Here is a 16,109-nt window from a genome sequence, read left to right as displayed (position 1 = left end):
AACGATCAGACGTGACCGTGCGGTCAGAATTCTGGTAGCCACTCGGGCGCATGCGACTTGAGCGTGTCGCGCGCCGACTCGAATTCCGGGAAGATCGATGCCACGGCCTGCCAGAAACGAGGCCCGTGGTTCATCTCCTTCAGATGTGCCAGTTCGTGCGCGACCACGTAATCGATCACACCCAATGGGAAGTGGATCAGCCGCCAGTTCAAGCGGATACGCCCGTCAGCGCTGCAACTGCCCCATCGCGTCGTGGCCGATGACAGCCCCAGCGCCGAATGACGCACGCCGAGCCGCTCGCCATAGACTTCCAGCCGCGTCGTAAAGAGTTTGCGGGCCTCCTGCTGCAGCCAGCCCTGCACGCGGTCGCGCATCTGCTCCGGCGCGGCTTGCGGCGGCAAATCGAGCCACAACGTATGCGTATGGATGTCGTACTGTGCAGCGCGAGCGCTCGCGCCGAGCCGAATCGTCAGCGTGTGGCCGAGGAACGGCAGCGTGGTGGCGTCGGCCCAGATCACACGCGGAATCACACGACGCGCGGCGCGGTCGCGAAATTCGGCGATCTTGTTGAAGATCCAGCGCTTTTTCTCGACCACGGCGGCTTCGACGTCCGCGAGCGTGACCCAGCGCGGGGCCGTGACGGCCAGTCCCGATTCGTCGATCATGAACCCGATGGTGCGTCGTGACGAGCGCTTGAACCGGTAGTAGATGGCATGGCCGTCGAGCACGATCACCCGCTCGCCGGCGGCGGGCAGGCGACGCGGCCCCGGGGCCGCCGACGTGGGTTCATGGCGCGTGCTCGTGTCGCTGGCCGAGGGGCTCTGTGTGACGGAAGGGGCTGGCACGTCCGTGGCCACCCCATTCGCTTCGGCCGCCGGGTTGCCGAACAGATCGAGTTCCATCTGGGGAACAGGTGTCTCATGCCGGGAGCGAGTGTCGCGCATAGCGGATTGGACTTTCGACATGAGACGGTTCCGGGAGATGGCGTCAGGTCCGTGGCGTGGTGTCGGGCTTGTCCGACGAAGCGGGGGAATCCGTCGATTGGGATGCGGTCTTCGCTGGCTTTGCCGTATAGGCACTCGGGTCGATACGCACCATCTCGCGCTCGATCCATTCGGTCACGTCGGCGTTGACGGCCTCGGCCGTGCGGCCCGCCGTCTCGATGACCGGCCCGATCGATACGATCACTTCCCCGGGTTTTTTCATGAACGTGTTGCGCGGCCAGACGCGTCCGGCATTGTGCGCGATGGGCACCACAGGCGCGCCGGTCGCCGTTGCGAGACGCGCGCCGCCCGACTTGTACTTGTTGCGCGAGCCAGTCTTCGTGCGGGTGCCTTCCGGGAACATGATGATCCACGATCCTTGGGCCAGGCGCTCGCGACCCTGCGCAACGACCGACTGAAACGCATCGGTGCCTTTGCTGCGATTGATGTGAATCATGCTGAGCAGGCCCAGCGTCCAGCCGAAGAATGGCACGTAAAGCAGCTCGCGCTTGAACACGAAACACAGCGGGCGCGGCATGAGCGCCGGCAGCGCAATCGTCTCCCAGGCCGACTGATGCTTCGACAGCAGGACCGCGGGTGTATCCGGCAGATTCTCCCATCCGATGACCCGGTAGCGCATGCCACACAGCTTGTCGCCCACCCAGATGACCACCTTGCACCAGCCTGCCGCGACCCAGTAGCGTTGCACGCGCGAGAGGAATGGGAAGGAGACGATGCACGCGATGGCGTACGGAATCGTCCAGACGATCTGGAAGATGAAGAAGAGAATCGAACGAAGTTGCAACATCGGATCTTGGCCTGAAATAGGGTGCCGGAGCGATTGTCCTACGCGCGCCGACGCGCGTCCTGGGTAATGTGGCGGGCAAGCGCCGCGCCGCTCACGCGCTCTTGGCGTCCTCTTCGGCGAGCAGGTCGTTCACAAACGCCTGCAGGCTGTCATGCACACGCGTGCCTTCGGGCAGATTACCTGCGGCGAGCGTCTTTTTGCCCTTGCCGGTCAGCACCAGATGCGGGCGTGCGCCGACCGCCGCCGCCGCCTGCAAATCGCGCAGCGAATCGCCCACGGCCGGCACGCCGGTCAGGTCGACCTCGTAGCGGCGCGCGATTTCCTGAAACAGGCCGGGCCTCGGCTTGCGGCAGTCGCAGGCGTCGGCGGCGGTGTGCGGGCAGAAGAACACGGCGTCGATGCGGCCGCCGGCGGCGACGGCCAGCTTCGACATCTTCGTGTGCATGGCGCCGAGCGTCGCCATGTCGAACAGCCCGCGCCCCACGCCCGACTGGTTCGTCGCCACGACGACCCGGTAGCTGGCCTGATTCAGGCGGCCGATGGCTTCCAGACTGCCGGGCAACGGTACCCACTCATCCGTCGACTTGATGAACTGATCCGAGTCGGCGTTGATGACGCCGTCGCGGTCGAGAATCACGAGCTTGCGGGCGGCGGGGCCGGGGGTGCGGTCTTTACGCGAATCCATGACGAACAGGCTTCCGGGACATTAAGCCGCAATCAAGCGGCGAGCTTCGAGAGATCGGCCACGAGGTTCATCTTCAGATGCAGATGGCTGAGCAGGGCGAGGCGATTGTTGCGCAGTGTCTCGTCGTCGGCCATCACCATCACGTCGTTGAAGAACGCGTCGACCGCATCGCGCAGGTCGGCCAACGCCGACAGCGCTTGTGCATACTCGTGCGCCCTGAACTTTTCATCCACCACGGGGGTGACCTTGTCCAGTGCGGCGGCAAGTGCTTTCTCGGCCGGCTCGATCAGCAGCGACGCCTCGATGACGCCCTCGGGCGGCGGCGCCGTCTTCTTGAGGATGTTGCCGATACGCTTGTTCGCGGCGGCAAGCGCGTCGGCTTGCGGCAGCGCCGAGAACGTACGCACGGCCTCCAGGCGCTCGATCACATCGCTCAGGTCCAGATAGATCGACGGGGAAACCAGCACCGCCTCGATCTCGTTGGCGGCGTAGCCACGCTCGCGCAAATAGCCACGCAGGCGATCGAGCACGAACTGGTAGACATCGCTCAGGTAGGCGTCACTGGCGACACCTGACGTAAATTGCTGGTAGGTCACGTTCAGCAGATCCGACAGCATGACCGGCAGGCGCCGCTCGACGAGCATACGCGCGATCCCGAGCGCATGGCGGCGCAGCGCGAACGGGTCTTTCTCCCCGGTCGGTTGCAGGCCGATGCCCCAGATGCCGACGAGCGTCTCGAGCTTGTCGGCCAGCGCCACGAAGAGACCCGTGTCGCTCGCGGGCAGGGCATCGCCCGCGAAGCGCGGCTGATAATGCTCCGAGCAGGCGCGCGCGACGTCTTCGGCTTCGCCGTCGTGCCGCGCGTAATACGTGCCCATCGTGCCTTGCAGTTCCGGAAACTCACCGACCATATCGGTCAGCAGGTCGGCCTTGGCCAGCAGGGCGCCGCGCTCGGCCAGCGCCACGGCGTTCTGGTCCGCGCCACGGATCATCTGCGCAATGGCACCGGCCAGTCGCACCAGACGTTGCGTACGCTCGAACTGCGAGCCCAGCTTGTTGTGATAAACGACGTTCGCGAGCTGCGGCACACGGTCCGCGAGCGGCTTCTTCTTGTCCTGCTCGAAGAAGAACTTCGCATCCGCGAGACGCGGGCGCACCACACGCTCGTTACCCGTGACGATCTGCTCGGGCGTGTCGGTGGCGATGTTGGAGACGATCAGGAAGCGGTTCGTGAGACGGCCGCCCTCGGCGAGCGGCTTGTCGGTGAGCGCGAAGTACTTCTGGTTCGTCTGCATCGTGAGAATCAGACATTCCTGCGGCACCGCGAGAAATTCTTCTTCGAAGTGGCAGGCGTAGACCGCCGGCCATTCGACCAGAGCGGTCACTTCGTCGAGCAGTGCGTCGGGCATGATCACATGATCGTTGCCCGCCGCGTCAAGCAACTGCGTGCGAATCGCATCGCGGCGATCCGCGAAACCGGCAAGCACCTTGCCTTCGGAGGCGAGGGTCGAGGCGTAAGCGTCGGCGTGCGCGACGACGACGTCGCCGTTCGACAGGAAGCGATGTCCCAGCGTCTGGTTGCCCGAGGCGAGCCCAATCGCCGTGGCGGGCACGACGGTGTCGCCATGCAGCGCGATCAGGCCGTGCACCGGGCGCACGAATTGCACCGTCTCGCCGTCCGGACGCTGGTAGCTCATGACCTTCGGGATCGGCAGTTTGCCGAGCGTCTCGTCGAGCGCCCCTTGCAGCGCGTCGCCCAGTTGGGCGCCCGCCGCCGTGTAGGTGTGGAAGAACGCCTCGGCCTTGCCATCCATCGCGCGCTCCAGGCGGGCGACCGGCAGGTCGGCAAAGCCCATGGCGGCGAGCTTCTTCGCCAGCGGTGGCGTCGGATTGCCGTCGGCGTCGAGGGCGACGGAGACCGGCAGTACCTTGGCGCGGATGGTCGCGTCCGGGGCGCGTTCGAGCACGTTCGAGATCGAGACGGCCAGGCGTCGCGGCGTGGCGTACGGCGTGACGACGCTCGCGTCCGTGGTGAGGCCGCGCGAGCGCAGGCCGTTGGCAATGCCGTCGGCGAACGCGTCGCCCAGACGCGCCAGCGCCTTCGGCGGCAATTCTTCGGTCAGCAGTTCGACCAGCAGGGTGCGTTGTGCGGTGCTCATCATGCGGCTTGCGTTTGGGTTGGGGCGGCGGGGGCGTTCAGCATCGGGAAGCCGAGCTTCTCGCGCGAAGCGTAGTAGGCCTGTGCGATCAGGCGCGACAACGCCCGGATACGGCCGATATACGCGGCACGCTCCGTCACCGAGATGGCGCCGCGCGCGTCGAGCAGGTTGAACGTGTGGGCGGCCTTCAAAATCATTTCGTAGGCGGGCAACGCGAGCTCGGCTTCGATGAGGCGCTTGGCTTCGCTCTCATAGTTATCGAAGAAACCGAACAGCATCGGTTGATTCGAATGCTCGAAGTTGTACGTCGACTGTTCGACTTCGTTCTGATGGAACACGTCGCCATAGGTCAGGCGACGCGTGACGGGGCCCTCGGCCGTCTGTTCTTCCCATTCGGTCCACACGAGGTCGTAGACGTTCTCGACCTGTTGCAAATACATGGCCAGACGCTCGATCCCGTACGTGATTTCGCCGAGCACCGGCTTGCAGTCCAGCCCGCCGACTTGCTGGAAATACGTGAACTGGGTCACTTCCATGCCGTTGAGCCACACCTCCCAGCCCAGGCCCCAGGCGCCGAGCGTGGGGTTTTCCCAGTCGTCTTCCACGAAGCGCACGTCGTTTTCGGTCAGATCGAGGCCGAGCGCGCGCAGCGAACCCAGGTACAGGTCGAGAATGTTCTCCGGTGCCGGCTTGAGCACCACCTGGTACTGGTAGTAGTGCTGCATGCGATTCGGATTCTCACCGTAACGGCCATCCTTCGGACGGCGCGACGGCTGCACATAGGCGGCGCGCCACGGCTCCGGGCCGATCGCGCGCAGGAACGTGGCAGTGTGCGAGGTACCGGCGCCGACCTCCATGTCGTAAGGCTGGAGCAACGCACAGCCTTGCTTGTCCCAGTAATCCTGCAAAGTCAGGATGACTTGTTGAAAGGTAAGCATGATGAATTCGCGCGGACGAACAGAAAAAATGCGGATTTTGCGCAGTCTTTTGGCCCGGCCGCGAGCGCGGCCAAAAGACTAAAACATTGAATTTTAGCGGGAATTCGACCCGAACGGGGCGTCGATGCCCTTCGGGTAGCCCGACAGGGGGATTTTCACGGTCCCCCGCGTCATTTCGATGTCGCCGGTGCGACGTCGGCTCGACTCAGCGCGCCCGGCGCGACATGGCCAGTCCGAGGCCCAGCGCGATCAGGGCGAGCCCCAGCGCGGGCAGGTTGCCGAAGCGGACGTATGGCGTGAGGCCGCTGTAGGGCTGTACGCTGCCCGTGAGAGCGCCCGTGGTCATCGTTGGCAGACGGCCCTGTACGCGGCCGTGGGCATCGATGATCGCCGTCGTGCCGGTGTTCGTCGCCCGCAGCATCGGACGTCCCGTTTCGAGCGTGCGCATGCGCGCAATTTGCAGATGCTGGTCGAGCGCGATGGTGTCGCCGAACCACGCGAGGTTGGTCGAGTTGGCGAGCACCGTCGCGGGCTCGGGCATGCTGCGCAGCGTCTGGGCGATTTCCTCGCCAAACAAGTCTTCGTAGCAGATGTCGAGCGCCACGCGCTGGTCGGCGACCGCGAAGCCGCTCGGTGTGGCCGTGCCGCGCAGAAAGTCGCCCAGCGGGATGTGCATCATGTCGACGAACCAGCGAAAACCCCACGGAACGAATTCGCCGAATGGCACGAGATGATGCTTGTCGTAGCGGTGCAGCGTCGCGTCGCGCGGCGTGACGCCGAACAGGCTGTTGGTCAAGTCCGTCGGGCCGCGATCGGTGAGCGTGGCGCCGACGGCCCCGAGCACCACGTGCGAGCCGGTGCGATCGGCGAATTCGCGGATCGGGCCGGCCACATCGGGCGGTATGCCTTGCAGCAACACGGGGAAGGCCGTCTCCGGCGTGATGATGAGGTCCGCCGGTGCGGCCACGATCATGTCGCGATACAAGGCCATCGCGTGATCGATCCCCGCGCGCTCGAATTTCATGTCCTGCGCGATATTGCCTTGCAGCAGCCGAACGGTGAGCGGCTTGCCCGACGGGGTGGTCCAGGCGTGGCGCGCGAGCCCGGCGCCCGCGCCGAGCAGCGCCAGCACACCGACGACCGCCGCCAGCCGCCGGGCGGGCCCAGGCTGTGGTGTCGTGCCGGCGACGGGAAGCACTGCGCGGGCGAGCCAAGCCGCCGCGAGTGCGGCGAGTCCGCCAATGCCGTAGACCCCGATGAGCGGCGCAAAGCCTGCCAGTGGGCCATCGACATGGGCGTAGCCGGGCGACAGCCACGGGAAGCCCGTGAAGACGGTGCCGCGCAGCCATTCCGCGAGCGTCCATGCCCCTGCGAACGCGAGGGTACGCCACAGGCCGCTGGGGGACACCCCACGCGTGATGAACGTCGCCAGCGCCGGATAGATTGCGAGATAGATCGAGAACAGCAGCACGGCTGCACCGGCCATGATGCCGGGCATGCCGCCGTACGTATGCATGCTGATATAGAGCCACCAGATGCCGGACGCGAACGACGCGACGCCGAAACTGCCGCCCAGCCAGAGGGCGTCGCGGCGCGACGCGCTGCGCTCGACGAGCGCGAACAGCCCGGCCATGGCAAGCAGTTGCAGCCACCAGACGTCGCGCGGCGCGAAGGCGAGGGTCTGGGCGATACCGGCCAGGCCGGCGAGCGCGCGGGCACGCCAAGCGGGCCACGAGCGCCGCTCGGGCGCGTGGAGGGTCATTTCCTGCATGGGTCGATGTAGACGTTGATCGGAGCGTGAGTCAAGACGTCAGGCAGTCGGATCGGCGCCAGCCGTTTCCATGCGCCGCAACAGCAGCACGTGAATCTGACGGCCGTCGGCACGCAGCACTTCGAACACGAGATTGCCCAAACGCATGCGCTCGCCACGACGCGGTACTCGGCCGAACTGGTGCGTGATCATACCGCCGATCGTGTCGTTCTCGGCGTCAGTGAACTGCGTGCCGAACGCCTCGTTGAACTGCTCGATCTCGGTGAGGGCACGAATGCGATACGTGCCGTCGGGCGCGGCAATGATGTTGTCTTCTTCCTCGTCGAAGTCGTACTCGTCCTCGATATCGCCGACGATCTGTTCGAGCACGTCTTCAATGGTGATGAGGCCGGCCACGCCGCCATATTCGTCGACGACGATGGCGATGTGATTGCGATTGACGCGGAAATCGTGCAGCAGCACGTTAAGACGCTTCGACTCGGGAATGAACACCGCCGGGCGCAGCATGTCGCGCACGTCGAAGTCGTGATTGGCGTAGTAACGCACCAGATCCTTCGCGAGCAGAATGCCGATGATGTTGTCGCGATTGCCTTCGTACACCGGATAGCGCGAGTGCGCCTGTTCCAGCACGAAGGGGACGAACTCGTCGGGTGTCTGTTCGATGTTGATGGCGTCCATTTGCGCGCGCGGCACCATGATGTCGCGGGCACACAGGTCGGCCACCTGGAATACGCCCTCGATCATCGCCAGCGAATCGGCGTCCATCAGGTTGCGGGCGTGGGCGTCTTGCAGAATTTCAAGCAGCTCCGCACGCGACTCCGGTTCCGGGGAAATCAGATCGGTGAGGCGTTCGAGCAGCGAGCGGGGTTTATCGGTGTTTTTTCGACCGGGTCGACTGGGATATGGGTCGTTCATGACGGCGCGTCCAAGGTGGGCGGACGCCGAGCTGTTACAGGAAGCTCAAGGATACACCAGATGTACGGCAACTCTGCGTCAGTACCGCCGCGTCGCGTGGCGCCGACGTCGTGTCCACGCGATGCGGCGGATTTCAGGACGCACAGACGATCTCAGCGCGCACCGCAGCGGTGCAGCACGGCTTCCAGCGCCGGATCGGGCATGCCGGCGTCGCGCAGCGCCTTGACCGTGCGGGCAACGTAATCGTGCGTTGTGCCGTAGCGACCCTGCGCCTGATCGAAGACCTTGCGGATGATGTCGTCGGGCAGGCGGCCGGCGTAGCTCTTTACATCGCGTCGCATGACAAATGCGAGCGCGGGCGCGCTGCGGCCGTCGGCGAGGGCGCAATTGAGCCATGCCGGACGATACGAGCCCATCGCCATCTCGCGATACCAGAGCGTTTCGAGTTCGGCGCGCGCCTTGGCTGCCGAGAGCCGCAGCGCCACCCCTGCACACGAGCCGCCACGGTCGAGGGCCAGCACGAGTCCCGGTTGCTCGGGGGTGCCTCGATTGACGCGCGACCACAGATACAGACCTCGGTGATAACCGAAGACGCGAGCGTGCAGGCTCTCCTCGACGGGCAGGCCCGGATTCCAGATGAGCGAGCCGTACGCGAAGATCCACAGATCCTCGCGGCCATCCCAGTGGGCGAGCGCGGTATCCAGCGAGCCCGCGAGTTCTTGCTGGCTCAGATGACGGGCGTCGCCGAGATCCGGCGGGTACTGGTTGCACCCGGGACCGCTCGACACACTGGCCGGTGGCGTCTCGGGGGCCGACGGGCGATTGGGGAAGCGGTCCATGCGATATCGGTTCAGGCGCGGCGCGCGTTGGCCGGTGTGCGGGACTTCGGGAGCTTTTCGACCAAGTAAGGGTCGGCGTAGCCGAGACCGGTGAGAATCTCCGTTTCGAGGCCTTCCATCTCCTGTGCCTCATCGTCCGCTTCGTGGTCGTAACCTTGCGCGTGAAGCACGCCGTGCACGATCAGATGGGCGTAGTGCGCTTCGAGCGTAATACCCTGTTCGTTCGCTTCGCGCTCGACCACCGGGCAGCACAACACGATGTCGCCTGTTACCGGGTCGCTGTCGTGCTGCGCATAGGCAAACGTGAGCACGTTGGTCGCGTAGTCTTTGCCGCGATAGCCGCGGTTCAGCGTCTGTCCTTCTTCCGCGCCGACGAAGCGCAGGGTCAGTTCGGCGTCGGCGAGCAGCGCGGCCTGCACCCAGCGGCGCAGCGTGGTGCGCGTGAGCAATGCCTTGTGCGTGGCGAACGCCGGACCGGCCACGAACTGGTGCGTCAGCGTGAGTGCATGACGCGGCGAACGCGAGGCTCGCTCGCTCATGCCTTGCCTCGCGATGCGCGGGCGGCGCGCGGGGCGCGTTCGGCCGACACGCGCGCCTCGAGGCTGGCTTCGTCAAGCTGCGCGTGGGCGTCGTATGCATCGACGATGCGGGCGACCAACGGGTGACGCACCACGTCCACGCTGGTAAAGCGGGTCACGGCGATGCCGCGAACGTTCTTCAGGATCACCTGCGCTTCCATCAGGCCGCTCTTCTGGCCGCGTGGCAGGTCGACCTGCGTGGTGTCGCCGGTCACGACCGCCTTGCTGCCGAAGCCAATGCGCGTCAGGAACATCTTCATCTGCTCGGGCGTAGTGTTCTGCGCCTCGTCAAGAATGATGAACGCGTGGTTGAGCGTGCGCCCGCGCATGTACGCGAGCGGCGCGATCTCGATCATCTGCTTCTCGAAATACTTTTGTGTCTTGTCGAAGCCGAGCAGATCGTAGAGTGCGTCGTAGAGCGGGCGCAGGTACGGGTCGACCTTCTGGGCCAGATCGCCGGGGAGAAAGCCCAGGCGCTCGCCCGCTTCCACGGCGGGGCGCGTCAGGACGATGCGCTTGACGGCGTCGCGCTCCAGGGCGTCGACGGCGCAGGCCACGGCCAGATAGGTCTTTCCGGTGCCCGCCGGGCCGATGCCGAATGTCACGTCGTGCGACAGGATCTGCTTGAGATAGTCGCGCTGCGCCGGCGTACGACCGTGCAGATCGCTGCGGCGCGTGTGCAGTACGGGCGATCCGTCTTCCGTCTCGCCGGCGGCAAACGGGTTGTCGTCGCCGTGACGCACGCTCGGAACGAGCCCCTGACGCGACTCCACGAGGCCCAACTGGATATCGTCGACCGACAGCGGCTCGGTCGCGCGGTTGTAAAAGCTCTCGATGGCCTGGGTGGCGATCGCGGCGCTCTTGCCGCGAACGGCGAAGCGATGGCCGCGGCGGGAAATGGAAACGTCGAGCGCCTGTTCAATCTGACGCAGGTTCTCGTCGAGCGGGCCGCAGAGGTTGGCCAGACGGCGGTTGTCGTCGCGCGGTGCGGTGAATTCTTGGACGGGTGCTTTCAAGATGATCCGGTCGGGTGCCTGTTCAGATCGTTCGATGGAGTCGCCGGGGGCAGGCTCGGGCACGCGATGCATGAGGTGGGTGCGCCCGAATCTGCCGGATCCGATCATAGTCGCAAATTTCGGTCAGTGCGTGGTGAGCAATTCACCACGCAGCGAGTGCGGGTAGGCGAGCGTGATCACGACGTCGGTCATCTGGCCGATCAGGTGGGCGCGCTGGGCTTCGGTTGCCGGGAAGTTCACCACGCGGTTGTTCTCCGTGCGGCCTTGCAGCTCGTTGGGGTCCTTGCGCGACACGCCTTCGACGAGAATACGCTGACGCGAGCCGACCATGCGCTGGCTGATGCGCGCGGCGTTCTCCTCGATCACCGCCTGCAAATGTTGCAGACGGCGCAGCTTGACCTCGCGCGGCGTGTCGTCCGGCAGGTTGGCGGCCGGCGTGCCCGGGCGCGGGCTGTAGATGAACGAGAAGCTCGTGTCGTAGCCGATCTCGTGAATCATCGCCATGAGCTTGTCGAAATCCTCTTCCGTCTCGCCGGGGAAGCCGACGATGAAGTCCGACGACATCGACATGTCCGGGCGCACCTGACGCAGGCGGCGGATGATCGACTTGTATTCCAGCGCGGTATAGCCGCGCTTCATCGCCGAGAGTACGCGGTCGGCGCCGTGCTGCACGGGCAGGTGCAGATGGCTCACGAGCTTGGGCACCTTGGCGTAGGTGTCGATCAGGCGTTGCGTGAATTCCTTCGGATGGCTGGTCGTGTAGCGAATGCGCTCGACGCCAGGCACCTCGGCCACGTATTCGATGAGCAGCGCGAAGTCGGCGATCTCGCCGTCGGCCATCGACCCGCGATAGGCGTTCACGTTCTGACCCAGCAGCGTGATTTCGCGCACGCCTTGCTCGGCCAGGCCGGCAATCTCGGTGAGCACGTCTTCGAATGGGCGCGAGACTTCGTCCCCTCGCGTGTAGGGCACCACGCAATAGCTGCAGTACTTCGAGCAGCCTTCCATGATCGAGACGAAGGCGGTCGCTCCCTCGACCTTGGCGGGCGGGAGGTGATCGAACTTCTCGATTTCCGGGAACGAGATGTCGACCTGCGAGCGCCCGGTGGCGCGACGCGCTTCGAGCATCTGCGGCAGACGGTGCAGGGTCTGCGGGCCGAACACCACGTCCACATAGGGGGCGCGCTGCACGATGGCGGCGCCTTCCTGGCTGGCGACGCAGCCGCCGACACCGATGACCAGGTCCGGCTTGATTTCCTTGAGCGCGCGCATGCGGCCCAGATCCGAGAACACCTTTTCCTGCGCCTTTTCGCGTACGGAGCAAGTGTTGAACAGGATGACGTCGGCGTCTTCGGGCGTGTCCGTCTTTTCCAGCCCTTCGGCGGCGCCCAGTACGTCCGCCATCTTGTCGGAGTCATACTCGTTCATCTGACAGCCGAACGTCTTGATATAAATCTTCTTTGCCATTGAGTGTGCGCCGTTCGCAGTGGTTGACCTGGGGGCGTCCGTAATGAATGTTTCAGGGGTTCAGTCTTGCCCGGCCGCGAGAGAGAAGCGGCGGCCCAAACGCAAAAGCCGGCGTGGCCGGCCTGTCCGGACCTCCCTAGCGGGGCCGGTGTGTGGTGCACGCATTATAGCGCGTATAGCGCGTGCACCGCGGAGGGCGGGGCGGTGACCGACTAGCGGTTGTCCTTCATCGCGGCGGCGATGGCGCGCACGTTGTGCTGGAACAACTGAAGGTAGGTCGTGGCTTCCGGATTCTGCGACAGGGCGTCGGAATACAGTTTGCCGTCGACCGTCACCTTGGCGTCGCGGGCGATGCGCTGGATCAGGCGCGGATTGGAGATGTTTTCCATGAAAACGGCCTTGATACCCGTGCGGCGAATCACGCGGATCAGGTTCGCCACGTCCCGGGCGCTGGCTTCGCTTTCGGTCGACACGCCTTCCGGGGCAAGGAACCTGACGCCGAAGCGCTGACCGAGGTAGCCGAAGGCGTCGTGCGACGTGAGGACAACGCGGCGGGCCGGCGGAATCGGCGCGAACTGCTTGTTGGCCCAGGTGATCAGATCATCGAGTGCGCCGCGGTAGTTCCTGGCGCGTTCCGCGTAATAGGCGCTGCCGGACGGGTCCGCTTGCGACAGGGCGGCGGCGATGTTATCGACCATCGTTTTGACACGTTCGGGATCCTGGAACATGTGCGGGTCGGGCACGGTCCTTCCCTCGTCGACCATCGTGCGCGCTTTGAGGCCTTGGGTGACGGTGACGAGCTTGCCGGGATAGTGGCTCGCCTTCATCAAGCGAGGCATCCAGCCTTCGAAGCCCAGGCCATTGACGAAGAAGAGCTTGGTCCCCGAAATCTTGGCGACATCCGCCGGCGTGGGCTCGTAGACATGCGTGTCCTGATCGGGACCGACGAGCGTCGTCACGTCGACCCGGTCGCCACCGACGGACTTGACGATGTCGGACAGGATGCTGAAGCTTGCGGCAACGGGCAGGTGCGTGTCCTGCGCGCGTGCCGGGCTGGCGAGCGCCAGCGCCATGGCGAGCAGTGCGGCGAGGCGCGCCGCGCCAAACCACGATTTGCCAGCCGATTGACCCAATCCGAACATGTTTTCCTCTCTCAAAGCGCCGGGGCCTTGGCCGCATTGGCGTGGCCCGGCGTGGCAAGCAGCGCGCCCAGGTAGGCGATGCCCGCTGTCAGAATGATGGCCGGTCCCGAAGGGCAGGCCAGGTAATACGAAAGCAGCAATCCGATGGCGCTTGACGCGCTCGCGACCAGCCAGGCCACGAGCAGCATGCCCGGCAGCGTGCGGGCGACGAGCCGGGCGGTGGCCGCCGGCAGCATCATCAGTCCCACGGCCATGAGCGTGCCCATCGCCTGAAACCCCGCGACGAGGTTCATCACCGTGAGCACCGTAAAGCCCAGGTGATAGCGCATGACGCCCCTGCCGTGGTCGTGACCGAGAAACGCCGGATCGGCGCTGTCGAGCACGAGACCGCGATAATGCCATCCGAACCATAGGAGCGTCACGGATGCTATCGCGGCCACGAGAATCAGCGACGGATCGTCCACCGCGAGCACCGAGCCGAAGAGCAGGTGCATCAGGTCGACGCTGTTGCCCCATTTCGAGACAATCACCACGCCACCGGCCAGCGCCAATAAATAGAAGCCCGCGAACGAGGCCCCCTCGTCCAGCCGCGTGCGGCGGCTCGACAGTCCGGCGAGCAGGGCCACCAGCAAGCCCGCCACCATCCCGCCGCCCGCCATCCAGGGCAGCGACAGGCCGCCAATCAGGTAGCCGATGGCGGCGCCCGGCAACACCGCATGCGAGAGCGAATCGCCCATCAGGCTCATGCGCCGCAGCAGCAGGAAAACCCCTACCGGCGCGCAGCCGACCGACAGCGCGAGACTGCCGACCAACGCGTGGCGCATGAAGTCGAACTCCGAGAACGGGCCGACGATCAGATCGAGAACCCCGCTCATCGGCGGCCTCCCCCCGAGGTCGTGATCGCGCCCGGCGCGCGCGAACCCCCGTGGGGCGGCAAGCCATAGGCTGCCGACGCGGGGCCGGCAACGCGGGCGGTGTAGCCGCCCGCGCCGGACAAGCCCGCATGCGCGCCGCCAGCCGCACTGTCGGCAGACGGCAGCCCGCCGTGCAGACACTCGGCCGGCGTGCCCGTCGACACCAGCCGACCGGCCATCACGGCGACGTGCGCGAAGCGCTCGCGCACGAGCGGCAGATCATGGAGCACCGCCACCACCGTGCGTCCCTCGCTGCGCCATTGATCCAGCAAGGTGAGCAACAGTTCCGCCGAAGGCAAGTCGATGCCGGTGAGGGGTTCATCCAATAAAACGATCGGGGCGTCTTCCACAATCAGCCGCGCGAAGCGGGCGCGCTGCCATTGCCCGCCGGACAAGGCCTCCAGCGCTTGCGTCCGTTTGTCGGCAAGACCGACGCGTGCAAGGGCCTCGTGAGCGCGCTCGACTTCGTCGCGCCCGAGACGTCGTGCGTCGCCCGTGCGCCGCCATGTGCCGGTCAGCACGTACTCTTCGACGCACATGGGGAATCGGTGGTCAGTCTCGGGCCGTTGCGACAGGTAGGCGACCGGCCCGTCGCAGACGATCTTGCCCGTCGATGGCTTTTGAAGGCCCGCGAGTGCGCGCAGCAGTGTGGTCTTGCCGCCGCCATTGGGGCCGACGACCGCGCAGAGCACGCCGGGCGCAAAGGTTGCGCTGACGCGATCGAGCGCCACGTTCGGCCCGAAGTGAACCGAGAGATCCTGGCAGCCGATCACGGGGCGACCCCCTGCAGAGCCCAGTACACGAGTGCCCAAAGCGGCAGGAGCACCAGCAACGACAGGACGGTGCGTTCCCAGCCAGCCAGGCGGTAGAGCCAAACGGAAAAACGAATCATGGACGACGCGTGGATGGATTAGGCGTCGGCGCGGCGACGCTCAGACACAGTTTGCAACTGTGTAATAAATGCAACAATGTTGCATTATGGCACGAATCGATGCGTGTCGCTGTGCTCATGGATCGTCGGGGCCCTTGGGCTCGAGCGGTCTGCGAGGCGTGCCGGGACACAGCACGTTACATATCGGCGCAGCAGAGTCGGGCGAACCGGCGTAACATGGGTTCAAGCTCGGGTCACTGGCACGCTGTTCGCTTCATTCCAGGGATCGGCAATTTGCAAGGCATTGATGAGACGGTGGCATGGTGGGGTGCAACGGCCCGGGTCGGAACCTTCCGACCGACGGTAGGGCAAGCGCCGCAGGCATGCCGAAATCGCCCAGGAGGTTCGCTCGTTCAGACATCCGGCCGTCGTCGACTTTCCGCTCGCGACACCATGCTTCGCAGCATGACGATCGCACGACCTTCGCGACTTCGCGCAGTCGCGTCGCCTCGACAGGAAAGCACTCCATCACGCGCCCACGTCTTCGCGTTCGTCGACGTCGTCGGGCCGCCCACTTTTTTCTGCAAACGCGTGCGCACGGCGCGCTGAATGTGCGTGGAAAAATCTATCGGATAGATAGCATTCCTTAGTAAGCGTCGACGAATTCAAACACGGTCGAATGCAGGCAAACCCGAGTGCGCATTGCGTGGGAAAGTTGCCGAAAAATCGCGCGGTTTGTGAGGCGGTTCCGCTGACGTGCGCAATGCGTAGATGAGGCGCAAACCCGCGTGGAATATGGCGGATAGACGATGCTTAGCGCTGCGGAAAATATCTAGCGACAGTTTTTTTGTTTTGTGCATATGATGAGGTAACGGTTGCAATTTTCAGCGACAAGTTTAAAGTCAACCTAAACCTATTTTGAGTCGTTCATGTGAGGGAGGGGACCGTGCGAAAGGTTTCGCGACAGTCGCTCCGGCATGCAGTGAGCCAGGTCGAAACCTTTGCGCAGTCATCCAGGTCTTA

15 protein-coding genes are annotated in these 16,109 nt (G+C 65.0%); all 15 read right to left on the bottom strand.

Annotation, left to right across the window (positions count from 1 at the left end):
* Nucleotides 1–23: 23 nt before the first annotated feature.
* The gene (locus OYT13_RS21675) at nt 24–902 is read right to left on the bottom strand and encodes a M48 family metallopeptidase (protein WP_017235207.1); all 879 of its coding nucleotides are present in this window, start codon (nt 900–902) and stop codon (nt 24–26) included.
* 85 nt (nt 903–987) lie between these two features.
* Nucleotides 988–1,791, bottom strand: a complete 804-nt coding sequence (locus OYT13_RS21670; protein WP_268566922.1) for a lysophospholipid acyltransferase family protein — start codon at nt 1,789–1,791, stop codon at nt 988–990.
* Nucleotides 1,792–1,882: 91 nt separating this feature from the next.
* Complete coding sequence (gene gmhB, locus OYT13_RS21665; RefSeq protein ID WP_017235209.1) at nt 1,883–2,476, bottom strand: D-glycero-beta-D-manno-heptose 1,7-bisphosphate 7-phosphatase; 594 nt, start codon at nt 2,474–2,476, stop codon at nt 1,883–1,885.
* A 32-nt stretch (nt 2,477–2,508) separates the two neighbouring features.
* Nucleotides 2,509–4,638 carry a glycine--tRNA ligase subunit beta gene (glyS, locus tag OYT13_RS21660; RefSeq protein ID WP_268566921.1) on the bottom strand — a complete coding sequence of 710 codons (2,130 nt, stop codon included), beginning with the start codon at nt 4,636–4,638 and terminating at the stop codon, nt 2,509–2,511.
* The gene (gene glyQ / locus OYT13_RS21655; protein WP_017235211.1) at nt 4,635–5,573 is read right to left on the bottom strand and encodes a glycine--tRNA ligase subunit alpha; all 939 of its coding nucleotides are present in this window, start codon (nt 5,571–5,573) and stop codon (nt 4,635–4,637) included. Before glyQ ends, glyS begins: the two co-directional genes overlap by 4 nt.
* Nucleotides 5,574–5,778: 205 nt before the next feature.
* On the bottom strand, nt 5,779–7,335 hold the full coding sequence (lnt, locus tag OYT13_RS21650; RefSeq protein ID WP_268566920.1) for an apolipoprotein N-acyltransferase: 1,557 nt from the start codon (nt 7,333–7,335) through the stop codon (nt 5,779–5,781).
* Nucleotides 7,336–7,383: 48 nt separating this feature from the next.
* Entirely contained in the window at nt 7,384–8,259 is an 876-nt protein-coding gene (locus tag OYT13_RS21645; RefSeq protein ID WP_017235213.1) for an HlyC/CorC family transporter, read from the bottom strand.
* Between the two features lie 152 nt (nt 8,260–8,411).
* On the bottom strand, nt 8,412–9,098 hold the full coding sequence (locus OYT13_RS21640; RefSeq protein ID WP_268566919.1) for a gamma-glutamylcyclotransferase: 687 nt from the start codon (nt 9,096–9,098) through the stop codon (nt 8,412–8,414).
* Between the two features lie 11 nt (nt 9,099–9,109).
* The gene (ybeY, locus tag OYT13_RS21635) at nt 9,110–9,637 is read right to left on the bottom strand and encodes an rRNA maturation RNase YbeY (protein WP_017235215.1); all 528 of its coding nucleotides are present in this window, start codon (nt 9,635–9,637) and stop codon (nt 9,110–9,112) included.
* Nucleotides 9,634–10,695, bottom strand: coding sequence for a PhoH family protein (locus OYT13_RS21630; protein ID WP_130027980.1), 1,062 nt, complete (start codon nt 10,693–10,695; stop codon nt 9,634–9,636). Before OYT13_RS21630 ends, ybeY begins: the two co-directional genes overlap by 4 nt.
* 120 nt (nt 10,696–10,815) lie before the next feature.
* Nucleotides 10,816–12,159: a tRNA (N6-isopentenyl adenosine(37)-C2)-methylthiotransferase MiaB gene (gene miaB / locus OYT13_RS21625; protein ID WP_017235217.1), complete on the bottom strand. Its 1,344-nt coding sequence runs from the start codon at nt 12,157–12,159 to the stop codon at nt 10,816–10,818.
* A gap of 212 nt (nt 12,160–12,371) precedes the next feature.
* Nucleotides 12,372–13,301 (bottom strand): metal ABC transporter substrate-binding protein, encoded by a 930-nt coding sequence (locus OYT13_RS21620; RefSeq protein ID WP_017235218.1) that lies wholly within the window; start codon nt 13,299–13,301, stop codon nt 12,372–12,374.
* An 11-nt stretch (nt 13,302–13,312) separates the two neighbouring features.
* The gene (locus OYT13_RS21615) at nt 13,313–14,176 is read right to left on the bottom strand and encodes a metal ABC transporter permease (RefSeq protein ID WP_268566918.1); all 864 of its coding nucleotides are present in this window, start codon (nt 14,174–14,176) and stop codon (nt 13,313–13,315) included.
* On the bottom strand, nt 14,173–14,988 hold the full coding sequence (locus OYT13_RS21610; RefSeq protein WP_268566917.1) for a metal ABC transporter ATP-binding protein: 816 nt from the start codon (nt 14,986–14,988) through the stop codon (nt 14,173–14,175). The genes OYT13_RS21615 and OYT13_RS21610 overlap by 4 nt, the downstream gene beginning before the upstream one ends.
* Nucleotides 14,985–15,107: a hypothetical protein gene (locus OYT13_RS21605; protein ID WP_017232876.1), complete on the bottom strand. Its 123-nt coding sequence runs from the start codon at nt 15,105–15,107 to the stop codon at nt 14,985–14,987. Before OYT13_RS21605 ends, OYT13_RS21610 begins: the two co-directional genes overlap by 4 nt.
* Nucleotides 15,108–16,109 lie beyond the last annotated feature (1,002 nt).

The sequence above is a fragment of the Pandoraea sp. XJJ-1 genome (assembly GCF_026802345.1).
GTDB classification, from domain to species: Bacteria; Pseudomonadota; Gammaproteobacteria; order Burkholderiales; family Burkholderiaceae; genus Pandoraea; species Pandoraea cepalis.
Note: the sequence above shows the minus strand (reverse complement) of the source record. Positions and strands in the feature narration are given on the sequence as shown.